This is a genomic window from Sorangium sp. So ce176 (assembly GCF_051519835.1).
Classification (GTDB): domain Bacteria; phylum Myxococcota_A; class Polyangia; order Polyangiales; family Polyangiaceae; genus Sorangium; species Sorangium cellulosum_G.
This window is the reverse complement of the sequence record NZ_CP150371.1, coordinates 8,976,004-8,999,439: the sequence shown is the minus strand read 5'-3', so window position 1 is coordinate 8,999,439 and position 23,436 is coordinate 8,976,004. Positions and strand designations below refer to the sequence as shown.

General features: G+C 72.5%; 19 protein-coding genes. 11 read left to right on the top strand and 8 right to left on the bottom strand.

Annotation, left to right across the window (positions count from 1 at the left end):
* Positions 1–103: 103 nt before the first annotated feature.
* Both WMF42_RS34020 and WMF42_RS34015 read right to left on the bottom strand, forming a co-directional pair.
* Positions 104–2,425, bottom strand: coding sequence for an alpha-amylase family glycosyl hydrolase (locus WMF42_RS34020; RefSeq protein ID WP_437687100.1), 2,322 nt, complete (start codon positions 2,423–2,425; stop codon positions 104–106).
* A 121-nt stretch (positions 2,426–2,546) separates the two neighbouring features.
* Positions 2,547–3,569 carry a sigma 54-interacting transcriptional regulator gene (locus tag WMF42_RS34015; RefSeq protein ID WP_233561358.1) on the bottom strand — a complete coding sequence of 341 codons (1,023 nt, stop codon included), beginning with the start codon at positions 3,567–3,569 and terminating at the stop codon, positions 2,547–2,549.
* A 553-nt stretch (positions 3,570–4,122) separates the two neighbouring features.
* Between WMF42_RS34015 and WMF42_RS34010 the strand changes: the two genes are divergently transcribed.
* Together WMF42_RS34010 and WMF42_RS34005 are read left to right on the top strand one after the other, a co-directional pair.
* Positions 4,123–4,467: a DUF2934 domain-containing protein gene (locus WMF42_RS34010; RefSeq protein ID WP_061607605.1), complete on the top strand. Its 345-nt coding sequence runs from the start codon at positions 4,123–4,125 to the stop codon at positions 4,465–4,467.
* Positions 4,468–4,743: 276 nt separating this feature from the next.
* A complete protein-coding gene (locus tag WMF42_RS34005; RefSeq protein ID WP_437687097.1) occupies positions 4,744–8,703 on the top strand; it encodes a protein kinase domain-containing protein in 3,960 nt (1,319 codons plus the stop codon).
* 42 nt (positions 8,704–8,745) lie between these two features.
* On the opposite strand, the gene WMF42_RS34000 is transcribed toward WMF42_RS34005, so the two are convergent.
* The gene (locus WMF42_RS34000) at positions 8,746–10,140 is read right to left on the bottom strand and encodes a hypothetical protein (protein ID WP_437687095.1); all 1,395 of its coding nucleotides are present in this window, start codon (positions 10,138–10,140) and stop codon (positions 8,746–8,748) included.
* 203 nt (positions 10,141–10,343) lie between these two features.
* Here WMF42_RS34000 and corA point away from each other — a divergent pair, with 203 nt between their 5' ends.
* The 5 genes from corA (at position 10,344) to WMF42_RS33975 (ending at position 14,659) form a co-directional block, all read left to right on the top strand.
* Entirely contained in the window at positions 10,344–11,546 is a 1,203-nt protein-coding gene (gene corA, locus WMF42_RS33995) for a magnesium/cobalt transporter CorA (RefSeq protein WP_437687093.1), read from the top strand.
* A 228-nt stretch (positions 11,547–11,774) separates the two neighbouring features.
* Positions 11,775–12,854 carry a CehA/McbA family metallohydrolase gene (locus WMF42_RS33990; RefSeq protein WP_437687091.1) on the top strand — a complete coding sequence of 360 codons (1,080 nt, stop codon included), beginning with the start codon at positions 11,775–11,777 and terminating at the stop codon, positions 12,852–12,854.
* A gap of 91 nt (positions 12,855–12,945) precedes the next feature.
* Positions 12,946–13,995, top strand: coding sequence for a PEGA domain-containing protein (locus WMF42_RS33985; RefSeq protein ID WP_437687090.1), 1,050 nt, complete (start codon positions 12,946–12,948; stop codon positions 13,993–13,995).
* A gap of 54 nt (positions 13,996–14,049) precedes the next feature.
* Positions 14,050–14,256: a hypothetical protein gene (locus tag WMF42_RS33980; RefSeq protein ID WP_437687088.1), complete on the top strand. Its 207-nt coding sequence runs from the start codon at positions 14,050–14,052 to the stop codon at positions 14,254–14,256.
* Positions 14,257–14,299: 43 nt separating this feature from the next.
* Positions 14,300–14,659, top strand: coding sequence for a hypothetical protein (locus WMF42_RS33975; protein ID WP_155798045.1), 360 nt, complete (start codon positions 14,300–14,302; stop codon positions 14,657–14,659).
* 115 nt (positions 14,660–14,774) lie between these two features.
* Here the strand turns inward: WMF42_RS33975 and WMF42_RS33970 are convergent, their stop codons facing one another.
* The 3 genes from WMF42_RS33970 to WMF42_RS33960 are packed head-to-tail and all read right to left on the bottom strand — an operon-like array spanning position 14,775 to position 17,928.
* Positions 14,775–16,001: a DUF790 family protein gene (locus tag WMF42_RS33970; RefSeq protein ID WP_434042761.1), complete on the bottom strand. Its 1,227-nt coding sequence runs from the start codon at positions 15,999–16,001 to the stop codon at positions 14,775–14,777.
* Positions 15,988–17,463 carry a DEAD/DEAH box helicase family protein gene (locus WMF42_RS33965; protein ID WP_061606066.1) on the bottom strand — a complete coding sequence of 492 codons (1,476 nt, stop codon included), beginning with the start codon at positions 17,461–17,463 and terminating at the stop codon, positions 15,988–15,990. Before WMF42_RS33965 ends, WMF42_RS33970 begins: the two co-directional genes overlap by 14 nt.
* 54 nt (positions 17,464–17,517) lie before the next feature.
* Positions 17,518–17,928 carry a 6-pyruvoyl trahydropterin synthase family protein gene (locus tag WMF42_RS33960; protein ID WP_061606067.1) on the bottom strand — a complete coding sequence of 137 codons (411 nt, stop codon included), beginning with the start codon at positions 17,926–17,928 and terminating at the stop codon, positions 17,518–17,520.
* A 162-nt stretch (positions 17,929–18,090) separates the two neighbouring features.
* Here WMF42_RS33960 and WMF42_RS33955 point away from each other — a divergent pair, with 162 nt between their 5' ends.
* On the top strand, positions 18,091–18,687 hold the full coding sequence (locus WMF42_RS33955) for a YqgE/AlgH family protein (RefSeq protein WP_061606068.1): 597 nt from the start codon (positions 18,091–18,093) through the stop codon (positions 18,685–18,687).
* A 124-nt stretch (positions 18,688–18,811) separates the two neighbouring features.
* A complete protein-coding gene (locus WMF42_RS33950; protein ID WP_437687084.1) occupies positions 18,812–19,279 on the top strand; it encodes a Dps family protein in 468 nt (155 codons plus the stop codon).
* A 30-nt stretch (positions 19,280–19,309) separates the two neighbouring features.
* Here WMF42_RS33950 and WMF42_RS33945 read toward each other — a convergent pair whose 3' ends face one another.
* Together WMF42_RS33945 and WMF42_RS33940 are read right to left on the bottom strand one after the other, a co-directional pair.
* A complete protein-coding gene (locus tag WMF42_RS33945; RefSeq protein ID WP_437687082.1) occupies positions 19,310–20,749 on the bottom strand; it encodes an ATP-binding response regulator in 1,440 nt (479 codons plus the stop codon).
* Between the two features lie 143 nt (positions 20,750–20,892).
* Entirely contained in the window at positions 20,893–21,750 is an 858-nt protein-coding gene (locus WMF42_RS33940) for a CvfB family protein (RefSeq protein WP_437687080.1), read from the bottom strand.
* A 791-nt stretch (positions 21,751–22,541) separates the two neighbouring features.
* On the opposite strand from WMF42_RS33940, the gene WMF42_RS33935 reads away from it, so the two are divergent.
* Both WMF42_RS33935 and WMF42_RS33930 read left to right on the top strand, forming a co-directional pair.
* The gene (locus WMF42_RS33935; protein WP_437687078.1) at positions 22,542–23,108 is read left to right on the top strand and encodes a penicillin-insensitive murein endopeptidase; all 567 of its coding nucleotides are present in this window, start codon (positions 22,542–22,544) and stop codon (positions 23,106–23,108) included.
* On the top strand, positions 23,083–23,343 hold the full coding sequence (locus WMF42_RS33930) for a hypothetical protein (RefSeq protein ID WP_437687076.1): 261 nt from the start codon (positions 23,083–23,085) through the stop codon (positions 23,341–23,343). The genes WMF42_RS33935 and WMF42_RS33930 overlap by 26 nt, the downstream gene beginning before the upstream one ends.
* Positions 23,344–23,436 lie beyond the last annotated feature (93 nt).

Below are 23,436 nucleotides of genomic sequence, written 5' to 3'. Positions count from 1 at the left end.
ATATCTCTGTCTCTGTTCCCTGTTCTTTCTCTCTACCTCTGTGCCCTCTGTGCCTCTGTGGTTCAATTCTTCATCATCACGGAGCCGGTGATGGCTCAAGGGATCACGGCGCGAGGATCACCGCGCCGCCCGGCGGGATCGTCATCGAGAGCATGCCGGCCGCGGAGACCGCCGCTGTCTCTCCGCTGAGCGCGTCGGTGAGCTCCGTGCCGGCCGGGAGGCCGAGCGCCTGCGCGACCTCGACCGAGATGCTCTGCGCCGCGCCCGCCCGCGTCAGCGCCACGACCGCCGATCTCCCCTCGGCGAGGCGGCGGCCGAAGACGAGCGTGTCCTCCGTGGCTGTCAGGTTCACGTAGGCGCCGCGGCGGAGCGCAGGGATGTCCCGGCGCGCAGCGCCGAGCGCGCGCACGAAATCGAGGGTCTCGCCCTCCTCCGGCGTGAGCTCCGCCTCCGGTCGCCACAGGCTGCGGTTGTTCGGGTCGACGCCGCCCCACTCGCCGTACTCGTCTCCGTAATAGAGCAAGGGCGCCCCGGGCAGCCCGAGCAACCACGCCATCCCGAGCCGCACCCGCGCATAGACGTCGGCGGACGCCGGCTCCGACGCGGTGTCCGTCCACTGGCGGTTCGGGACATCGCGGTTGCGAGCCCCCTCCGCGTCGCTGTAGTCCGCGAGCGTCGCGAACCGGGACGTGTCGTGGCTGCCGAGGTACGGCGTCATGATCGCGCCCTCGGGCCACCGCCGCTGCCCGTCCTCGACCCAATAAGCGGCGTGCAGCATGCCCTCGTCACCCCAGGCGAACGTGCGGTACGAGACGCCATGATAAAGGACGAAATCGAACTGGCCGTCCAGCCCGTGCGGACCGATGTACTTCGCGATCGTCCCGTAATTCTCGTCGTTGCACGACGCGCCCTGCCCGCAGTCGCTCCAGCCCATCGCCGTCTCGCCCATCAGGAAGTAACGGGTGCCCGCAGGCTCGAACGCCGCCCGGACCTCCGCGGCGAGGTTGCGCGTCGCGATCTCCTCGACGTGCTTCACGGCGTCCACCCGGAGCCCGTCGAGATCGAACTCGTCGAGCCAGTAGATCGCGTCGTCCACGAACGCGGCGTTGGCCTCGGGCACCGTGTGGTCGACGTCGGGGAGATACCCCGCAAACATGCAGTCGAGCGCGTGCGATGTCCAGTCGCACCCGTCCGTGCCGCAGACACACCCCGTCCTGAACCAGCCCGGGTGCGACGCGACATACTCGTGATCTTCGTGGACGTGGTTCACCACGAAGTCCTGGAGCACGCGGATCCCGTGGCGGTGCGCCTCGGCCACCACCGCGCGGAGCGCGTCGGCGCCGCCGAGCCGAGGATCCACCTCGCGCGCCTTGATCGGCCAGTAACCGTGATAGCCGGTCACCTGGTGGACTCCATCGCTCGCAGGGTACGCGCCGGCCGGGTTCTCCTGGAACGGCGTGAGCCAGATGGCCCGCACGCCGAGCTCGTCGAGCGTGCCGTCCTCGATCGACCGCCGCAGCCCCTCGAGGTCGCCGCCGAGCCAGTCGCCCCGCGGATCGGCGCCCGGCGTGGGCGGCGCGTTCAGGTCGGGATCGCCGTCGCGGTAACGGTCGGTGACGACCATGTAAATGAGCGCATCCTCCCAGGAAAACGGCTCCTCCTCGACCCAGAAGACCAGCCGGAGCGGCTCGCCGACCCGGCCGCTCCGGGTCGCGCCGCGCAGGGTCACCCGGTACTTGCCGTCGGCGAGGCCCCCGAGGTCGATGCGCACGTCGCCGCGCGCGTCGACCGAGATCTCCTGCTCGGTGAGCGGGCGCGCCTCGCCCTCCGGGTCCTGCAGCACCGCCTCGAACGCGGACGCCTCGGGCCCCGCGCCCTCGATGCCGTCCTGATACACGAGCCGCGCCTCGTAGGCGCCCTCGCCGTCCGCGGCCCAGGTCACCTGGCTCGAGGCGATCGAGAACGACGGAAGACGGCAGTCAGGGACCTTGATCGCCGAGTTCTCGACGCCGCCGACAACTTTGCGGCGCCCCTCCGCAGGGTCGAACACCCACGAGACCTCGCTGCCGGACCCAACCGCGATCTTGTAGCCGTGGAGCCCCGGCGGCAGGTCGACCGTGGCCACGAGCTCGCCCGGCGCGTCGCCCTCGACCATCGGAGGGGCAGAGTCGAGATCGAAGCCGTTCCACTCGCCAGGGACACGGACATCCGTCGCCCCGGGGGGCGCGGCGAACGTGAACGACGCCGGGCAAAGCACGGCGGCCTGTCCGCCGCCACCGCCACCGCCGCCGGCCGCGCCGGCCGCGCCGGTGCCCTTTCCGTGACCCCCGTCGAGCTCGTGATCGTTTCCACACGCGAGCGGCATCGCGAGGAGCACGGCGGTGGAGACCCATGTGATCAGGAATGCAAATCGGCGGCGCGACATGGCCTCGAGCAGTATCCGATCGCGAGAGGCCTGTCAGCGCGCGCATCGCCAGGAATCCCCGCGCGAACCGCGGAGAACAGCGAGGCTCCGCCCACGCTGTCGCGCCGCCAACAGGAGCAGCTCAGTCGCTGAGCGGCTCCTTGCCGCGCGCCTCCGCGGCGAGGTACTGGCGCAGGTGCCGGCGGAGCGAGACGCGCGTGATCCCGAGCGCGCTCGCTGTGCGGGTCACGTTGCCGCCCTGGGCGGCGTAGACCGCGAGGATGTGGCGGCGCACGGCCTCCCCGAGCGAGGCGCTGCCGCGCGCCGGAGGGGACGGCCGCAGCGTGCCCGGCCGCGGCGGCGCGCTCGCCAGCGAGGGCGCGCCGATCTCGGGCGGCAGGTGCTCCAGGTCGAGCGGCGCGCCGTGCGCGAGGAGGAACGCGCGCTCGACGACGCTCCGGAGCTCGCGGACGTTCCCCGGCCAGGGATACGCCTCGAGCTGCGCGAGCGCGCCCGGGGAGACGCCGCCAGCGAGCCCCGTCGCGCCGCGCTGGCGCTCCAGGAAGTGCTCGACCAGCCGGCGGACGTCGCCGTCGCGCTCGCGCAGCGGCGGGAGCGAGAGCCCGAGCGCGCCGACGCGCTGGTGAAGATCGGGGTGGAACGACCGCTCGATGACCTGCGCGCGGAGGTCGCGGCTCGTCGCGGCGATGACCCGCACGTCCGCGACCTGCGAGCCCTCGCCGCCGATCCGGCAGAGCGGCTCGCCGTCGAGCACGCCCACGAGCCGCTGCTGGAGATCGAGCGGGAGCGCGCCGATCTCGTCGAGGAACAGCGTGCCTCCCTGGGCGAGCTCGATCAGCCCGGGGCGCGCCGCGGGGCGGCCGTCCGCCCGCGCCTCCACGCCGAACAGCTCGTCCCCGAGGCGCTCGGCCGGGAGGCGCGCCGCGCTCACGGCCACGAACGGGCCGCCCGCGCGCGGGCTCGCCCCGTGCAGGTACCGCGCGCAGAGCTCCTTGCCCGTGCCAGGCTCGCCCGTGATGAGCAGCGGCGCGCGCTCGTGCGCGGTGAGCCGCCGCAGCTCGTCCATCGCGCGCGTCCAGCGCTCCGAGGCGCCGACGAGGCGCACCTCGCTGTCATCCTCGACCCAGAGGACGCGCGTCATCATCCCGCCGCCGAGGGAGCGGAGGTGTTCCGTGCGCCAGGAAAGGGCTGCGCTGTCTTCCACATCGCATCTCCTGATTCGTGGGCAGACGGCGAGCGCCGTGTCTGCCATTTTCATTCGTGGGCAGACGGCGAGCGCCGTGTCTGCCATTTTCATTCGTGGGCAGACGGCGAGCGCCGTGTCTGCCATTTTCATTCGTGGGCAGACGGCGAGCGCCGTGTCTGCCATTTTCATTCGTGGGCAGACGGCGAGCGCCGTGTCTGCCATTTTCTACATGCCGTGCTGTACCCGGCGCAGGCCGTCACCAGGGGTGGACCCCGACGAGCGACGGCGGCGGACGGCCCGCGACCGGCGGAGTGACCACGAGGACGGCGGTGGACAGATGCCGGAAGTTGTCCTCCGGCCAGCCACATCCACTTTACCGCGAACGGCGCTCTCGTGGAAGGGAGATCCCCACGGGACGGGGCCGGGCGGCGAGAAACTACGTGCTCGAAATTTGTGCGTGAGCGCGGACCTGGGTTAGTCGACCCGTGCACCCGAAAGGAGACACGACGAGATGAGCTCGAAGCGCAAGACCCCGGCCCGCACGAAGACCACGAAGGTCCCGACCCCGGTCGCCTCGGAGAAGCCGAGCGCCGTGCAGCCGAAGGGCGCGTCCTCTGCCCCCGCCGCTGTCGAGATGCCGTCTGCGTCCGCGGAGCTCGCCGCCGGGCGCGCGCGCGTCGAGGCGCCGAAGGCCGCGCCGACGCCCCCGCGGCCCTCGCGCGATGAGCGGCACCGCCTCATCGCCAAGGTGGCCTATGGATATGCCGAGAGGGCCGGCTTCCGGAGCAACCCCGTTGACGACTGGCTCAACGCCGAGCGCGAGGTCGACGCGCGGCTCGAGCGCCTCGCGAGCTGAGGCCTCCCGCGGCGGCGCCAGCGCCGCCCGCGCGACAGGCGCGCTGGCGCGAGATCCAGCGAAGGTGTCAAAGGTGTCCGCGGAAGGAAGGGGAGGGCCGCGCGACGCCGCCCAGCCCCTGCATCTGCCCACGATTCCCACACGACCAGCCGCTCCCGCGCGGCGAGCCTCGACGACGCCCGGCCGCCTCGCCCCGCGGCCCGAGCGCGCCGCCGGGCGTCTTCGAGGCTCGTAGCCGCGCCGCGGGATGGGTATCCTCGTGATGGGACGTGGGCGATGAGCCCACGGCTCGCCGTCTCGTCGTCGTCGTCGCCGCGCGTCGCCTGGCCCGCGAAGGTCCGTACCCGGAAGCTCTCCATGCATTCAGGCCACGTCATCGCCAACCGCTTCCTGCTGGAGCGCCTCGCGGGCTCCGGCGGGATGGGCGCGGTGTGGCGGGCGCTCGACCGGCAGAGCGGCCAGGTGGTCGCGCTCAAGGTGATCTTCAACCAGGGCCGGGAGCACGTCGTGCGCTTCCAGCGGGAGGCGCGCCTGCTCGCGGAGCTCGAGCACCCCGTGGTCGCCCGCTACATCGACCACGGCGTCACCGCCGACGGGCTCTACTACCTCGCCATGGAGTGGCTCGAGGGCGAGGACCTCGGCGCCAGGCTGTCGCGCGGGCCGCTCGGGATCGAGCACAGCCTGATGCTCGTCGGCCGCGTCGCCGAGGCGCTCGCCGCCGTCCACGCGCGCGGCATCGTCCACCGCGACCTCAAGCCGACCAACGTGTTCCTGCCGGGCGGCGACATCGGCAGCGCCAAGCTCATCGATTTCGGCATCGCGCGCCAGGCCGACGCGACGTACGAGCTCACCCTGACGGGCTCGGCCATCGGCACGCCCGCCTACATGGCGCCGGAGCGCGTCCGCGGCGATCTCGACGTCGACGCGCGCGCCGACCTCTACTCGATCGGGTGCCTCCTGTTCGAGTGCATCACCGGGCGATCGCCGTTCGTCGCCCAGCACCCGCTGTCCGTGCTCGCGAAGGTGCTCTTCGAGGCCGCGCCGCGCCCGAGCACCTTCTGCCCCAACATCCCGCCGTCGCTCGATCTGCTCGTGACCCGGCTGCTCGCGAAGAACCCCGCGGAGCGCCCGGCGGACGCGGGCGAGATCGCCGCCGAGCTCCGGATGCTGAGCGTCGTCGAGGGCAACATGTCGAGCGGCAACGGCCTGCCGACGCCCGCGCTGACGAAGAGCGAGCGGCGGCTCGTCAGCGTCGTGCTCGCGGCCGAGATGAGCGCGGGCAAGCGCGGCCCGCCGTCGGCCCGGCCGCAGGCGATGGAGACCCCGGCGCGGGTGAACGACACGATGCTGTCGGGCCACGACCCCACCGTCGTGTCCGGCAGCAAGGGCGCGCTCGCGGGCGACCTCCTCGCGCCCGCGCCGTCGGTGCGGGCGCGGCCCGCCCCGCCGCCGACAGCGCCGTTCCACGAGGTCCGGCAGGCCGCGCAGTCGCACGGCGCCGTCCTCGAGGTGCTCGCCGACGGCTCGGTCGCCGCGGTCGTCGCCGGCGCGGGCTCGCCGACCGACCTCGCCGGCAACGCCGCCCGCTGCGCGCTCTCGATCCACGCGCTGCTGCCGGGCGCGTGGGTGGCGCTGGCCACGGGCTGGGACGTCATCGCCGGGACGCAGGCGGTCGGGCAGGTCATCGACCGCGCCGGGGCGCTGCTCGACGCGCGCGTCCGCCACGCCTCGGAGGATCCGTCCTCGGGCCGGCCGGTGCTCATCGACCAGATGACGGCCGCGCTCCTCGGCGATCGGTTCGAGACAGCGGCGGGCAGCCAGGGGCCCACGCTGCTCGGCGCGCGCGAGCCGCAGGAGGGCGGGCGCAAGGTGCTCGGAAAGCCGACGACCTTCGTGGGCCGCGAGCGCGAGCTCCGGGCGCTCGAGGACCTGCTCGACGAGTGCGCCACCGAGGGGGTCGCGCGCGTTGTGCTGGTCACGGCCGGGGCCGGCGTCGGCAAGTCGCGCCTCGGCTACGAGCTCGTCCGGCGGGTCGAGGCGCGGAGCGAGCCGGTCGAGGTGTGGCGCGCGCACGGCGATCCGATGCGCGCGGGGGCGTCGCTCGGGCTGCTCGCGCAGATCGTGCGGCGCGCGGCGGGGATCGCGGACGGCGAGCCGCTCGAGGCGCGGCAGGAGAAGCTCGCGGCGCGCGTCGCGCGGCACGTCGGCGAGGCAGCGCGGGCGCGGGTCACGGAGCTCCTCGGCGAGGTGGTCGGGGCGCCGTTCCCGGAGAGCCCGGGCCTGCGCGCGGCCCGGCAGGACCGGGCGGTGATGGACGAGCAGACGCGGCGGGCGTGGCTCGACTTCCTCCGGGCCGAGTGCGACGCGCAGCCGGTGCTGATCGTGCTGGAGGACCTGCACTTCGGCGACCGGAGCACGGTGGAGTACATCGACGCGGCGCTCCGGATGCTGCGGCACCAGCCGCTGCTGGTGCTGGCGCTGGCGCGCCCCGGGGTGCGCGAGGCGTTCCCGGATCTCTGGGAAGAGCGCGAGGCGACGGAGATGCGGCTCGGCGAGCTGTCGCGCCGGGCGTGCGAGCGGATCGCGCGCGAGGTGCTCGGCGAGGCGGTGCCGGCGGCCGAGCTCGCGGCGATCGTGGACCGGTCGGCGGGCAACGCGTTCTTCCTCGAGGAGCTCGTGCGCGCGACGGTGGAGAAGCGGCCGCGGGGGGTGCCGGAGACGGTGCTCGCGATGATGCAGTCGCGGCTCGCGGCGCTCGAGCCCGAGGCGCGGCGGGTGCTCCGCGCGGCCGCTGTGCTCGGCGAGGTGTTCTGGCGAGGGGGGCTGGAGGCGCTGCTCGGCGGGGGCGGGCAGGTGCCGCAGCTCGAGTCGTGGCTGCTCACGCTGGAGAAGCGCGAGCTCATCGTGCCGCGGCCCGAGGCGACGCTCCGCGGGGAGGCGGAGTACGCGTTCCGCCACGGGCTCGTGCGCGACGCGGCCTACGAGATGCTGACCGACGCGGACCGCGCGCTCGGGCACTGGCTCGCGGCCGACTGGCTGGAGCGCGTGGGCGGGGACGATCCGGCGGCGCTCGCGCTCCTGGACCAGCACCTCGGCCGCGCGGCGGAGGAGGCGATCGCGCTCGGGAACACCGACGCCGCGGCGGGGCACCTCGCGCGCGCGGCGGCGATCCGCGCGCGGGCCGGCCAGTTCGACGGGGCGGTCGGCGCGATGACGCGGGCGTTCGAGCTGGCGGACGTGTCGCGGCGCGATCCGGCGGAGCTCGGCCGGTGGGTGGAGACCCTCTCGAAGGCGGTGGGCCACGCGCGGCGCGCGCCGTCGCTGGCGGTGGCCTCGGACCGCATCCTGTCGCGCGTCGACGCTGTCTCGCCGCTGGAGCTGCGGGTGAAGTCGCGCATCGAGCTCGCCCGCGCGCTCGGCGCGACCAACCTGTTCCGGATGTCGCACGACCTGCTCGACGGCGTCTTCGAGATGGCGCTCGGGGACCGCGAGCTCTTGCGCGAGGCGCTGAGGGTGGACCTGGAGGTCGCGTGCCTCCAGGGGCAGTTCGCGCGCGCGCGCCGCGCGGCGCTGGACCTCGACGCGCTCGGGCCCATCGACGACCCGCGGGCGCTGCTGTCGGTCGCCCTGGCGCGGGCGACGTCGGGGGATCGGCCCGGCGCGATGGAGGCGCTCGTGCGCTCGGAGTTCATGTCGGATCCGGGCGACCGGACAGCGGAGGCGGTGCGGGCGAAGCTGCTCGTGATGATCGAGCTCTACACCGGCGATTTCAGGGCCGCGGTGCTGGCGTGCGAGCGCGCGCTCGAGCTGGATCGGGCGCTCGGGCTCCGCTTCGACGGGGTGGCGAACCTGCACAACCTCGCGTACGCGTGCGTCCGGCTGGGCGACAACGAGCGGGCGCGGGCGCTCTTCGCGGAGTCGCTGGAGCGGGCGGACGAGGCGGGGTACGAGCGGGTGGCGGCCTCGAACCGGATGTACATCGCGTACCTCGACGGCGTGCAGGGGGCGGGGGACGCGCGCGAGCGGCTGAAGGAGCTCATCGCGCGGGCGGAGGAGCAGGGCTACTGGCACGACGTGCTGCAGGGCCGCTGGGCGGCGGCGATGCTGCTGAAGAACGCGCGCAACGACGCGCTCGCGCGGCGCGAGTTCGAGGACCTGCTCGAGCTGTCGGTGCGGCTCGGGGATCCGCTGCTGGAGAAGGACGCGCGCGCGTGGCTCGACCGCGCCGAGCGGTGAGGCGCGGCCGCGCCGCGCGGTGAGGCGCGGCGGCCGCGCCGGTCAGCGGTTCACGCTGGCGTCGGGGCCGGCGCCCTTCGGGGGCTCGTAGGGCTCGGGGCTCTTGCCGGCGGCCCTGAGGTTCACGAGCTTGTTGAGCAGGTCGAACCAGAAGGGCGCGCCGAGGGACGCGGCGGCGGTGGTGATGAGGATGCCGGGGCTCACCAGCCGGTCGAGCACCCCGCGGATCCAGGCGACGATGCCCTGGCCGAGGATCGCCGCGAGCGACTTCCAGAGCGTGGGGAAGCTCATCTGCTCGGGGGCCTGCACGCCCCAGGTGATCTTGAGGTCGAGCCCGGTGAGCTGCTTGTGCGCGCCCCCGCCCTGGGCGAGCGCGGCCATGACGTCCTCGTCCTCTCCCATGCCGCCGTCGAGCGGCGCGGCGCGGGGCGGCGTCTTCGCCATCTCCTGCGCCGCGGCGATCATGGCGGCGCGCACCACGGCGTCGCGCGAGAGGGCGCCCGCGAGCTTGATGCTGTCGGCGTTGAACCCGATGCAGAGGACGAGCGCCGTCGCGGTGATGATGAGCTGCGCGCGGCGCTTGTAGCGCCCGGCCGCCCGGTCCATGGCGTCGTTGAACCACCGCTCCAGCCGGATGTTGGCCTCGCGCATGTCCCTGACCGTGCTGTCGACGATCGTGGAGAGGGCGCGCCGGAGGTCGCTCTCCCCGGGCATGCGCTCGATGATGCTCCGCAGCTCGCCGAGCGGCGCGTCGTCGCAGCTCGGCGGCGCGGCGGAGCCGGCCGGCGGGGGCGGGGGGGCGGCGCTGGCCGGCGGGGGGGCGGCGCTGGCCGGCGGGGGGACGGCGCTGGCCGGCGGGGGCGGGGGATCCGCGGCGCTCGCGGGCGGCGCGGGGGCGGAGACCGCGGAGAGGGGCGCGGAGCCCGCGGCGGTCGGGGGAGGGGCCGCCGCCGCGGCGCCGGCCTGCGGGAGCGACGGCGCGCCGCTCCTGGACCAGTCGATGTGCCGCAGCGTGTCCATGAGCGCGGCCACGAACGTGTGCGATGGGATGTAGGACGGCCCCACCCAGCCGTACTTGAGATCCTTGATCAGCGGGTGTTGCCGGAACGCCGCCGCGAGCGGGCTCGGGGGCGGCCCCGGCATCAGCCGGGTGCGCACGTGATCGGCGGCGCCGCGGATCAGGCGCTTCATCACGGGCTCGCTCGGGGCGACGCCGCGGGCGGAGGCGTCGCGGGCGGCGGCGTCGCGGGCGGCGAGCGACCGGAGCACGTGCGGGTCGAGCGCGTGGTCGGCCAGCATGATCTCGATGCTCTGCGCCAGGTTCAGCGCGCGCAGCCGGAAGACGCCGGCGAGCGCCTCGTGGATGGCCGAGCAGAGGACGCTGAGCAGGAAGAAGACGCTGACGAGGCCGATCGCGATGTCGAGGGTCGTTCCCATGGGCAGCCGGCAGGGCAAGGCGCGCGGCGGCGCGCGGCGCAGGCCGGCGCGCCTCGCGGCGCTCCCCCGGCCTGCGGGACAGGGAGGAAGAGATGGCCTTGCGAGCGCCCGCCCCCCCTCCGCAGCAGATCAGCATACGCCACGCGGCGTTTCGGGGCGAGCGCGCTCGATGCCCCGGGATCTTGGTCTACCATCCCGCCCCCGTGACGAGCACCACGCCACCCCCCGAGTCGCAGAGCAACAGCGAGCCGCCGATGCGCACCTCCTGGGCGCAGGAGAGGGCCGACCTCGACCGGACGCAGCGACCCAGGCGCGACCGGCTCATGCACGAGCCGCCGCCGGCCTCGCCGCCCGGCACGCTCGTCATCCACGACACGCGGCGGCCGAAGGTCTTCGTCATCGATTATGACGCCGACGTCGTGTCCGAGAAGGAGGTCCAGTCCCTGGACGAGTGCATCCCGTACCTCACGGACGATCGGCCCTCGATCACGTGGGTCGATGTCCGAGGGCTCGGACACAAGCCGACCTTCGAGCGGCTGGGCGAGATATTCCGGGTCCACCCGCTCGCGCTGGAGGACATGGTCAACGTGCCCCAGCGGCCGAAGGCGGACGTCTACGGGGGCGAGCACGTCCTCATCATCTCGCGCATGGCGCAGGTCACCGAGCGTTGCGAGCTGCGCACCGAGCAGCTCGCGATCCTCGTCGGCAAGAGCTTCGTCCTGACCGTGCAGGAAGAGGCCGACTGGGACGTGATGGAGGTCGTGCGGGAGCGCATCCGCGTCGGCCGGAGCGCGGTGCGGCAGCGGGGCGCCGACTACCTGGCGTACGCGCTGCTCGACGCGGTGGTCGACGGCTTCTTCCCGGTGCTCGAGCGGCTCGGCGAGCGCATCGAGGACCTGGAGGTCGAGGTCCTTGACGCGAAGCGCTCGATGTCGAAGCCGATCCACGACCTGAAGCGGGACCTGCTCACGCTGCGGCGCGCCATCTGGCCGCAGCGCGACCTCGTCAACGTGCTGCTCCGCGAGGACAACCCGATGATCGCCAAGGACACGCGGCTCTACCTGCGCGACACGTACGATCACGCGGTGCAGCTCATGGACATGGTCGAGACCTACCGCGAGCTGAGCTCGGGCCTCATGGATCTCCACCTCTCCGGGATGTCGAACCGGATGAACGAGATCATGAAGGTGCTGACGATCATCTCGACGATCTTCCTTCCGGTCACCGCGATCGCGGGCATCTACGGGATGAACTTCCACCACGAGAGCTCGCCGTACAACATGCCGGAGCTCGACTGGTATTACGGCTATCCGCTCGTCTGGTGCCTGATGCTGGCGAGCGTCATCGGCCTGCTCGTGTACTACCGCCGCAAGGGCTGGCTCGGGAAGGACGGCGACAGCCGCTGAGCTGCGGCAGCGGCAGGGGGGCGCGTCGGCCGCTGCGCTGCGTCGCGGCCGCGGCGGGGGGACGGCCGGAAGGCCCGGAAGGCGGCTGGGGTGGACGGGGCAGGCGTGGAAAGGGGAGGGGGCCCACGGAAGGCGCACCGGAGGGGACACGCGCGTTGCGCCCGCGGAAATGCGTCGCATTGAATTGGTCGCGCCCGCTGGCGGCGGTATACTCTCTCGGTTATCGAGATGAGGATTCGCCAACGCTGGATCGCTTGCCTGCTCGTCGGTGGAGCGGCGCTCCTCGGCTTCGCCTGCTGGAAGGGGAGCCTCTCCGCCGCCTCCGACGCCGCCGCCGCCGGCCTGGAAGGGCCGCCGGGCCGCCTGCGCTTCGAGAAATCGCTCGACGTGTCGGTGTTCCAGCGCGGGAACATTCACACACACACGTCGCTGAGCGACGGTGACAGCGAGCCGCGCGATGTCGTCCGCTGGTACCGCCGGAACGGGTATGCGTTCGTGGCCCTGACGGACCACAACCACCGGGTCGATCCTGCGATGTTCCAGGGCCTGCAAGCGTCATCGAATTTCGTCGTCATCCCGGGCGAGGAGATCACGATGACGGCCGAGGGGCGGCCTGTGCACGTGAATGCGCTCTGCGCGCAGGCGACGATCGGCGGTGGGAATTTTCCCACCAAGGGCGATGCGCTCCGGTGGGCGATCGAGCGCGTGCGGGCCGAGGGCGGCGTGGCGCTGATCAACCATCCGAATTTCGACTGGGCGCTCTCGGCGGCCGACCTCCTGGGGGCGCCCGCGGCGGAGCTGCTGGAGATCCACAGCGGGCACCCGTACGTGCACACGGACGGCGACGCGAAGCGGCCGTCGCACGAGGCGCTGTGGGATACGGTGCTGACGGCGAGGGGGGTCGCCGGGGGGGCGATCGCGGGGGTCGCGGTGGACGACCTGCACCAGCTCGTGCCCGGATCGAGCGCCCCGCAGTCGGGGCCCGGCCGCGGCTTCATCGAGGTGTTCTCTCGCGAGGTGTCGAGCGCCGCGATCTGCAGCGCGCTCGCCTGGGGCCGGCTCTATGCGTCGACGGGCGCGAGGCTCCGGAGGATCGCGGTCGCCGACGACGCGTTCTCTGTGTGGCCGAAGGCGCCGGACGCGGAGGTCGAGTTCATCGGGGCCGGCGGGCGCGTGCTGGAGAAGCAGCGGCCCGTGGCGGGGCGGGCGATGTACCGGCTGCGCGGCGGAGAGCGCTACGTGCGGGCGCGGATCACGCGGCCGGACGGGAAGCGGGCGTGGACGCAGGCGTACGCGGCGGTGGAGTGACGAAGCTGCCAATTGACTTGGGATCGCCTCAGCAAGTATCTCAGAGTGCGTGCGTCTCTTGATCTCCTGGCTGTTGCCGTGCGCTCTCGCGATGTCCGTCGCCGGTGTCGGGAATGCGGCGAGCGCGGATGAGCCTTACGCCGATCCGGACGCGCGCGCGGCGTCGATGACGGCGGGGCTGCTGCGCCGCGCCAGGCAGGCGCAGGCGGACGGGCGGCTGGTGGCGGCCGCGGCGACCTACGAGCGGGCGCTGGAGGCGGCGCAGGGGGCGTGGACGACCGACGCGGAGCGGGCGACGATCGCCGGGGAGCTCGGGCTTGTCGAGCTCGCGCTGGGGCGGCATCGGGACGCGGCGAGCCACCTGGCGCAGTGCCTCCAGCACCGGGGCGTGATCAGCGGATGGCTCCGCGGCCGGGTCGATGATGGCCTGCAGCGCGCCGCGAAGCGCGTGGCGACGGTCTACGTGACGACCAACCCGCCGGGCGCCGAGGTCCTGATCGACGGGCAGGCGCTCTACCCGCCGGAGCCGGTCCAGGAGGCGTTCGTGGAGCCGGGGGAGCACACAGCGCGGGCGCGGCTCGAGGGGCACGAGGAGGCGGTGAGCTCGTTCACCGCCGAGGCTGGCATGACGCACCCGATCGTCCTCAAGCTGCGGCGCCTTCCGGAGCGCGTCGCGCGCGCGCCGGAGGCGGCCGCTGCTGCGCCGCCTTCGGCGGCTCCGGCTGCGCCTCCGGCGGGGTCGACCTTCCCGCTGGCGGAGCTGCGCGTCGGTGGGGTGGCGCTCACGACGGCGGCGGTGGCGGCCGGCACGGTCTTCCTCCTGCGGTCCGGCGTCCTCCGCGACGACCTCGCCGCGCAGGAGGCCGTGCTCCGCCGCGGGGCGTGGGACCCGTCCGCGTGTGGGGGTGCGGACGCGCCGCCGGCCTGCGCCGAGCTCCGCGACACGGCCGAGGCGCGGGACCTGTTCCGCAAGCTCGGGGTGGGGACGCTGGCGGCGGGCGGCGTCTTCGCGGCCGTGACGGCGGCCGCGTTCCTCGCGGATCTGTCGTACCGGGCGAGCGAGCCGGCCCGCCAGAGCGTCCGTGTCGTGCCGGTGATGACGGCAGAGCGGGCGGGGGTCTTCCTTCAGGGCACGTGGTGACAAGGCACGTCGTGTCTTAGCGACGCTGGCCCGCTGCGCGCCGGAGGTCGTCACGTGGTGCCTGGCAGCGGCAGCTTCCGCTTCGGCCCGGCGGGGCTCCACTTCAATGTGCTGAAGACCTTGCGGCGCTTCTTCAAAGCGTATCTTCACCACAAAATACGGTGTAGATCCGATTCTGATAAGCAGTCGCGCATCAGGCACCTCGAAAAGGAGATCCAGACGTTCGGGGAGAACATCGAGAAGCTCAAAGTGGGCGATTGATATGGCAGCGCGTAGTACCACCCTCGCAGGTAACCGGAAGCTGGTGATCAGCTCGCTGGGAGCATCTGCCGACCACTCGATCCAGCGACCTTTCGTAACGCTCCTGCCCGCCTTTAACCCACCGGAGCGGCAGCAAGCGGAGGCGATAACGAAGGACTTGATCGATCTCGGGTGCGTAGAGCTCTGCTGCGTGGGGCACGAAGCCGAACAGCTTCATGATGCGCTCGACACCATCATCGAGGCTAGAAGCGCCCTGGAAGTCGTGACCACATGGCATGAGGAACCCTCGGACGCATGCGAGTACTTCCTGTACGCTGCTGCTGGGGGACGAGCCAACTTGCTGGCCCTGCTCCTCTCCCATCCGGAACTTCAGGCCATGCTGGAAGAGAATGCACGAACGTGATGCCTCACGTCGCTCCTCCTGAAGCGCGCCTGCGGGTTCGCACCGGTGACGCAGAGCAGCCTCAGCGCGTCGTGGTGGCATCGCCCGTGCGTCGGGTGGAGTGCGAGAGGCCTCCTCAGCCCTCACTCCCCCCGCGCTTGCCATCCAGCCGCGCCAGCACCGCCCGCGGCGACATCGTCGCCCGGTACACGTAGATCTCCCCCGCGTCGTCCTCCCCCAGGACCTCCTCGCTCACGCGGAGCTGCTTGCCGACCGCCAGCAGGATCCTCGCCGGGAACCCCTTCCGGATCAGCTCGACGCGCCGCCACACAGCGGCTCGGCTCCAGAAGCCGAACGCCTCCAGATAGACCTCCTCCCCGGTCTCCGCGTTCTGGAACACGAGGTCCGGGGCGCACACCACCTCTCCGGGCAGCGCGAACAGCCGCTCGTTCTGCGCCACGGTCCAGGGAGACCCGAGCTTCCTGAACCCCTCGCAGAACGCCGTGAGCTCGGGCGTCGTCTCCGCGAGCTCGCGCCCGTGGTACACGAGCCCGTCCGCCGGGCCGATCTCGACGGCGAACGGCTCCTTGTCGCGCCCCCAGCGCAGGTCGGCGCGCAGCCGGAAGGAGGCGCACGAGAGCACCGACGGCAGGAACATCGCGAGCCGCAGGCCGTAGCGCTGGACCGCGTCGAACAGGCTGAACGGGCCGTCGAGCGAGATCGTGTAGCCCGAGCCCGGATCGCCCTGCACCACGTGGATCAACCCGTGAAACCGGGCCGCCCGGAAGATCTTCCGGTACCGCGCGGCGCTCTCCCCGTCGACGCGGATCGTCACCTGCGTCGCCCGCAGCAAGATCGACTGCGCCAGCGCCAGGTTGTACCGATCCAGCAGGATCTCGGGCAGGTCCGCCGCCGCGCGCCGGAGGATCTCGGCGCCGCGCAGGTCGGCATAGAGCCCCGCCTCGATCGCCGCCGGCGTCGTGCCGAGCCGGGCGGCCACCTCGTCGAGCACGGCCGCCCGATCGAAGCGGGCGCGCACGTCGAGCGCGCGGTGCGCCGCCGCGGCCGCGTGGAACAGCGCGCGCCGCAGCGCCTCGGGGTCGACGCCCTCCTGCACCTCGTACTCGCAGCCGTCCTCGAGCACCTTCCTCAGCCCGAGCGCGGCGACGCGATCCCGCGCGGGCACCTCCACGGCGTCGAGCGCGGCCTCCACCTCGTCGCGGCTCTCGCCCACCCGCTGCGACAGGATGTCGAGGTACGCGCGCGCGACAGGGAGCAGGCGCTCGGCCGCCGCGCCGCGGAGGTACTGCGGCACGACCAGCCCGCCCCGGCGGCGGACCCGGACGAGGTCACTGGTAAGCAACGTGCTCCCGGCGCTTGTCGCTCACCCGCTGCTCGCCCGTGCCGAGCGCCACGAGCTCGTAGAGGATCGCCGTCTTGTTCTCGCTCCGGCGCAGGATGCGGCCGAGCCGCTGCACGTGCTCCCGCACCGAGCCGCTGCCCGACAGGACGATCGCGACGTTGGCCTCGGGCACGTTCACCCCCTCGTTCAGCACCTTCGACGTGACAACCGCCGACAGCGCGCCGCGGTTGAACGCCTCGAGGATCGCGCTGCGCTCCTTCACCTTGGTCTGGTGCGTGATCGCCGGCAGCAGGAACTGCCGCGAGATCTGGTAGACCGTGGCGTTGTCCTCGGTGAAGACGAGCGTGCGGTCGGCTCGGTGCGCGTGGAGCAGCCGGGCGAGGACGTCGATCTTGCCGGGCGCGCACAGGGCGAGGCTCCGCTGGCGCCTGTACGCCTCGAAGGCGCGGCGGCCCGCGTCGGACTGGGAGCTCAGCAGGATGAACTGCCCCCACCCCTCGGGCATGCGGATGCCGTTCGCGCGCAGAAAGCCGATGTACACGGCGCGGTCGGCCTCGTACGCGGCGCGCTCGCCGTCCGAGAGCGGCACCTCGAGCCGGACGACATCGTAGGCCGCCAGGTACTGCCCGGAGAGCTCGGTGATCTCCCGCCGGAAGACGATCGGGCCGATGAGGTCGTCGTAACCGCGGCCGTCGGTGCGCTCGGGGGTGGCCGTGAGGCCGAGGCGGAAGGGCGCGAGGCACATCTTCGCGGCGAGCGCGTACGAGGGGCTCGGCAGGTGGTGGCACTCGTCGAAGATCACGAGGCCGAAGCGCGCGCCGAGCCGGTCCATGTGCAGGTGCGCCGAGTCGTACGTGGTCACCGTCAGGTCGAGGACGTCGTGGTAACCGCCGCCGAGCAGGCCGATCGGGACGCCGAACGCGGCCGAGAGCCCGTCGTACCACTGGTTCAGGAGATCGAGCGTCGGGACGACGACGAGCGTGCTGCGCTGCCGCGCGGCGATCGCGAGCGTCGCGACGAACGTCTTGCCCGCGCCCGTGGGGAGCACGACGACCCCGCGGCTGCGGCGCGCGGCCCACGCCTCGAGCGCCTCGCGCTGGTAGGGAAACGGATCGTGCTTGGCGAGGGGCGTGAGCGGGAGCGCCTCGTACCTGCGCGCGGCGTCGGTGAAGGGGACGCCGCGGGCGCGGAGCCTCAGGACGAGCTCGGCGTAGTCGATCGCGGGCACGCGGTAGACGCGCTCGCGCGCGTCCCAGCGGCACGACGCCGGGAAGCACGCTGGGTCGAGCGGCGCGCCCTCGGCGGACGAGCCCGCGCCGCCTCCGTCGGCCTCCTCCTCGAGGCGCGCGTCGAGATCGGAGGCGGCCGGCTCCAGCGCCGGCCGCGGGGCGATGCCTTCGATGCGGAGGGTGCCGCCCTGGAAGGTCAGGACGATGGGCGCTGTGCGGACCGGCTCGGTCATCGGCGCGCTCTTTTGCCGCGAGCGGGGCGGCGTGCCAAGCGGAGAGAGCGGCGATCAGGCCAGCTCGGCCGGCATGATCGAGGCGCCGCGGATCGGCGCGCGGTAACGTACCCACACGAGGGGGGACTCGTGCAGGGTGACCGAGAGGGCGGTGCCGGCGTTCACCGGGAGCTTGCGGCCGAGCTCGCGGTGGATGTGGCGCGCGATGAGCTCCGGCGTCGAGCGCTTCCCCTCGAACGCGGGGTGCTCGTCGAGGTTGCGGTAATCGATCTCGGCGAGCACGCCGCGCAGGCAGTCTCGCAGCACGCTCGTCTCGAGGACCTGGCCGAGGGGCGAGAGCTCCTCGCGGTCCACCTCGGCGGTGACAGTGTAGGTCGCGCCGTGCAGGCGCTGCGCGGGGCCGAACTGCTCCCCCTTCAGGCTGTGGGCCACCATGATGTGATCGCGGACGCCTACCGTGTACATGCCCGCACTATACTCGTCGTCACGGCGCCGGAGGGAGATCCCAATCGCCTGTCGCAGCGCGCGGGAGTAAGGTGCGGACGGTCCCCCATCAGCCCACTGCCGGGGCGGGCGGGTCCGTGCGGGACGCAGTGACCGGTTGGCCGTTGAGAGGGAGGATCGCGGATGAACAGCGAAGCGAGCGTGCTGGCCCCAGGGTTCCTCATCGCGTCGCCGCCCCTGGGCGATCCGAACTTCGACAAGACGGTCGTGCTGCTGGCGGTGCACAGCGAGGGCGGGGCGCTGGGGTTCGTTGTGAACCGGCCGGCGCCGATGACCCTCGGGGAGCTCCTGTCGTTCGCGGGCTATGGCAACGACCTGAAGGATCCGGCGCCGGTTTACCTCGGCGGGCCGGTCCAGCCGAGCTCGGGGTGGATCCTGTGCCTCGATCCGGCGCTCGGGGGCGACGAGTCGGGCGTGATCCCGGTGGGCTCCCGGGTGCGCGTCACGTCGTCGCGGAGCGCGTTCGACGCGCTCGCGGCCGACGCGGTGCGCGGCGCGGTCGCCGCGGATCCGCGGCACAGGACGGTGCTCCTCGGCTACAGCGGGTGGGGGCCCGGGCAGCTCGAGCGGGAGATCGCCGCCGGCGCGTGGCTGCCGGTGCCCCTGGACGAGGGGGTCCTGTTCGACGTGGCCGCGGACAGGCGGTGGGAACAGGCGTATGCGCTGCTCGGGCTGCGCCCGATAGAGGTCATGACGATGCGTACCATCGGCGAGGCGTGAGGCGGATTGACGCGGGGGACGCAAGGACGAACCTTGCGGAGCGCGTCAAGGACACGCAGAGGGCCGCGCGGGGCTTCGCCGCCGCCGGCCCATCTGGCCAGCTCACGAACCGAGAGGAAACATCATGGAGATCAACATCGGCATCGACGCCAAGAACCGCGAGCAGATCGGGACGGGGCTGGGCCGTGTGCTCGCCGACACCTATACGCTGTACCTCAAGACGCACAACTTCCACTGGAACGTGACGGGGCCCATGTTCCAGACGCTGCACCTCATGTTCGAGCAGCAGTACAACGAGCTGGCGCTCGCCGTGGACCTCATCGCCGAGCGCATCCGCGCCCTCGGCCTCCCGGCGCCGGGCACGTACAAGCAGTTCGTGGCGCTCTCATCCATCAAGGAAGAGGACGGGATCCCCAAGGCGACCGACATGATCAGGCGCCTCGTCGAGGGGCACGAGACCGTGGCGCGCACAGCGCGCGAGATCTTCCCCGTGGCCGCGGGCGCCAACGATGAGCCGACCTGCGATCTGCTCACCCAGCGGCTCCAGATCCACGAGAAGACAGCGTGGATGCTGCGCAGCCTGCTCGAGTAACCCCCACCCCGCGGCGACCGCGCGGCGCGCTCAGCCAGGCGCGGAGCGCGCCGCCGGGGGGTTGCGCGGCAGGCGGAACCAGAAGCGGCTGCCCCGCCCGGGGTGGCTCTCGACGCCGACCTCGCCGCCGTGGGCCTCGACGATCTCCCGCACGATCATCAGCCCCAGCCCCGTCCCGCCGACGGTGTGGTCGGCGCGCCGGTAGCGCTGGAACAGCGTGTCCGCGACATGCGGCGCGACGCCGACGCCCGTGTCCTCGAGCGAGACCTCCACGTGGTGCTGCGCCACCTCGACACGCGCGGCGATCGCGCCGCCCGGGGGCGTGAACTTGATGGCGTTGCCGACAAGGTTGGAGAGCACCTGGGCGATGCGCCGCCGATCGCCGAGCACCGCGGCGCCCTCGCAGCGGGACGGCCCGGAGAAGGTGTGGCCCTTCTTCTCGAGCAGCGGGCGGAAGTCCTCGACAGTGTCCGCGATCAGGCGCACCACGTCGACCTCCTTGCGTTCCATGCGGTGCTTCGCGTCCTCGAGGCTCGCGAGCTCCAGGAAATCGTTGATCATGAACACAAGCGATCGCAGTCGCCCGTCGAGCTTCTCGACGTCCTCGTGCAGGGAAGGGGACCTCGCGAGATCCTCGCAGTCGAGCATGTTGGCGATCCGCAGCGTCATCGCGTTCAGCGGCGTGCGCAGGTCGTGCGCGATCATCGAGTAGAAATCGAGCCGCCGCTCGTCGAGCAGGCGCCGCTCGGTGACGTCGCGCAGCGAGACGATCGTGCTCGAGGCGGCCCCCCCCGGGAGCACCCGCAAGGTCGGTGAGAAGACCCGGCCGCGGATCGCCACGTCGGGAATGGGAAATGTGGACTCGCCGCTGAACAGCTCCGGCTCGTTCACGGGGAGGCTGGGGATCAGCTCCGAGATCGACCTCCCGATCACGGCGTCAGGCGCGACGCCGAGCGCGATGACGGCCTCGTCGTTCACGAAGCTCAGGCACCCCCGCGCGTCGATGACGAGCAGCGGGTCGGGGGCCGTCTCGAGCAGCCTCCGATTCGCCGCCTCGGCCTGCTCCGCGCGCTCGAGCAGCGCCCGCGCGCGGAGCAGGGACGCGACGCGCGCGCGCAGCTCCTCGTCCTCGTAAGGCTTCGCGAGGTAGTCGTTGGCGCCCGCGGAGAGCCCCTCGACGATCTGATCGGTGTGGCGGTGCGCGGTGAGCAGCAGGATACCGAGCTTCTGAGCCCCGACATGCTCGGAGCGCAGGAATCGGCAGACCTCGAGGCCGCTCACGCCCGGCATGATCCAGTCGAGGATCATCACGTCCGGCGCCGCGCAGGAGGAAAATCGCTCGAGCGCCGTGGACCCGTCGAGGAGCACCTCCACGTCGTGCTCGCCGGCGAGCACGCGACGCGCCCGCTCGGCGTCGAGAGGGCTGTCGTCGACCACCCAGACGCGGCGTCGCGCGGGACGGAGGCTCATTCGGCGGCAATCCTAGTAGGTGAAGGTGGGTAGCGTCAATCTGCCCCAGATGCGTTGAGCCCTTCGTGTGGGCTCGCGCGCGAGCGTTCATGACCGGACGGACACAGCAGGTGTCGCGCGAGGGCGAAGGACAGAGCGCCGGATCAGCGCCGGGAGTGCACGAGGAAGCCGTCGCGATCGATCGCGACAGCGCGCTCCTTCAGGAGGCGGCCGACGGCGCGCTTGAACGCCTTCTTGCTGAGGCCGAAGAGCGCCCGGATCTCCTCGGGGCTCGAGCGGTCGCCGACCCTCGGCGCGCCCGGGCGCGAGAGCCGCGCCAGGATCTTCTGCGCGTCGTTCTCGAGCTCCTCGTGCGCGTGGCCGCGCAGCGACAGCTCGATCTTCCCGTCGGGCAGCACGCTGGTCACGCGGAACCGCGCCGCCTCGCCGCGCGAGAGCGGGTGCGGCTCGTCCGCGGGGACGAGGCCGACGAACTGGCGCTCGATGATGACGAAGAGGCCGAGATCCGGCTCGTTGCGCCACGCCTCGCCCTCGACCCACTCGTCCAGCTCGAAATCGCCGCTGTCGCGCAGCATCTCGGTCACGCGCATCGTCCCGGCGAGGCGCCCGGTCCTGTCCACGAGGAGCCCCACCGGGTGCCGCTGGCCGACCCGCAGGTCGCGGGTCTGCTCCGCCCGCGGCACGAGCAGCTCTTTCGGCAATCCCCAGTCGAGGAACGCGCCGAACGGCGCCACGTCGGTCACCTCGAGAAAGGCGACCTCGCCGAGCGTGAGCCTCGGCCGGCGCGTTGTCGCGATGGGGCGATCCTCCGAGTCGAGGTGCACGAACACCTCGATCGCGTCTCCCTCCAGCGCGCCCTCGGGCACCTCGCCGCCCGGCAGGAGGAGCACCGGCGCGTTCGGGCGCAAGTCGTTCGGATCGGGCGAGAGGAAGGCGCCGGGCGGGCCGAACCGCCGTATCGGCAAGGTCACCACGCGTCCGAGGAGGTCGTCGTAGGGCATCGGCGGCCAGTCTTGCACAGGCCGGGCGGAGCGTCGTCGCTGTCGCTCTGCGGCGGCGCGGCAGCGGGGGCATCGCTCGCGGAATGGGTTGACAGCGGCGGCGCAGAAGCATGAGCCTGCTGCGCCATGGGGAGCGGGAGCTGGGCGAAGATCGGGTGGATCGGCGCCCTCGGTGCGGTCGCCCTCGGCGCCGGCTGCGCGGACCTCCTCGGCGCGGACTGGGAAAGCTATGCGCGCGCGGGCGGCGGCGGAGATGGCGGCCAAGGCGGCGCCGCCGCCGGAACGGGCGGAGAGGGGGGCAACGGCACGTCCGTCCCCCCGAGCTGCGCCACGCTGGACGTGCGGTGCGGCCCGGCCAGGACGAGCTGCTGTGACAGCAAGCCGGTGGACGGCGGCGCTTACGACAGGAGCTACGAGGGCGTATCGGAGCCTGCCAATGCGCGCCGGGCGGTCGTGAGCAGCTTCCGGCTGGATACCTACGAGATCACGGTCGGTCGGTTCCTCGAGTTCGTCGAGGCGGGGAAACGGACGCAGGCGGATCCGCCGGAGGACAACGCAGGAGACCACCCGGCGCTCCCCGAGAGCGGGTGGCGCTCCGGATGGAACGGACGACTGCGCGAACCTGACCGACACAGGGGACCGGGGCATGCGCGGCGGGTCCTTCGAAGATCCAGAGAGGCAGATCCGCACGAGCTATCGACTCCCCGGCGACCCCGCCGGCCGCTACTACGGCATCGGCGCGCGGTGCGCGAGGGATCCGTGAATCAAGGAACGGTGGGGCCGCTCCTGCGATGCGCCGCCCCTCGCTGAAGCGCCTCGCGCTCGCCGCCGGTCTCCTCTTCGTCGGGCCCGTCGTCGTGGCGCACGGCCGCGTCTGGCTCGACGGCGCGGCGCCCTCGGAGAGCGCCGGCAGCCCGGCGCAGGGCCGCCTGGTGCACGGGCACCCGCTCCCGCCCACGGGGCCGGGCCACGTGACGTATTCGTACCTGGGAGCGAGCCTCGGGCGCCAGTACGTGCACGGCGCGGTGCGCGACGCGCTGCTCGACGCGTTCGCCGCGGTCGCGGCAGCGAGGCTCGGGCGCCGCTTCGTCGTGGGCGAGACGGGCCACCGCCGGGGCGGCCCGTTCTGGCCGCATCGCACGCACCAGAACGGGCTGAGCGTGGACATCTTCGTCCCGCTGCGCGACGGCGCGGGGCGGCCCGAGGACGTGTTTTCGCTGGTCGCTCTTCGCTCCCTCGGTCATCGAGCCCGGCTCGATGGCCAAGGCCGGCAGCTGGGAGTTCCGCGCCGGCTCCGCCGGTTGGGGCAGCTACGACGACATGATCGCGACGATGGAATCGGCCATCTCTGGCCGTGACTTCGTCCTCGGCAAGCAGTTCTCGATGGCCGACGTCATCTTCGGCGGCACCATCGCGTACATGCTCGACTTCAAGATGCTCGAGCCGCGCCCGAGCTTCACCGGATATGCCGAGCGGGTCAGAGCCCGCCCGGCGTACGCGAAGAGCGAGGCGCGCAACAAAGCCGTGATGGACGAGCGCGGCATCAGCGGCGGTGCCGGACCTCCACCGCGCCTTCGAGCGCGCCGCGCGTAGGTAAATCAAGCCGGCGCGGGCGTGGCAGCGACGGTGCCGGACCTCCACCGCGCCTTCGAGCGCGCCACGCGTAGGCAAATCAAGCCGGAGCGC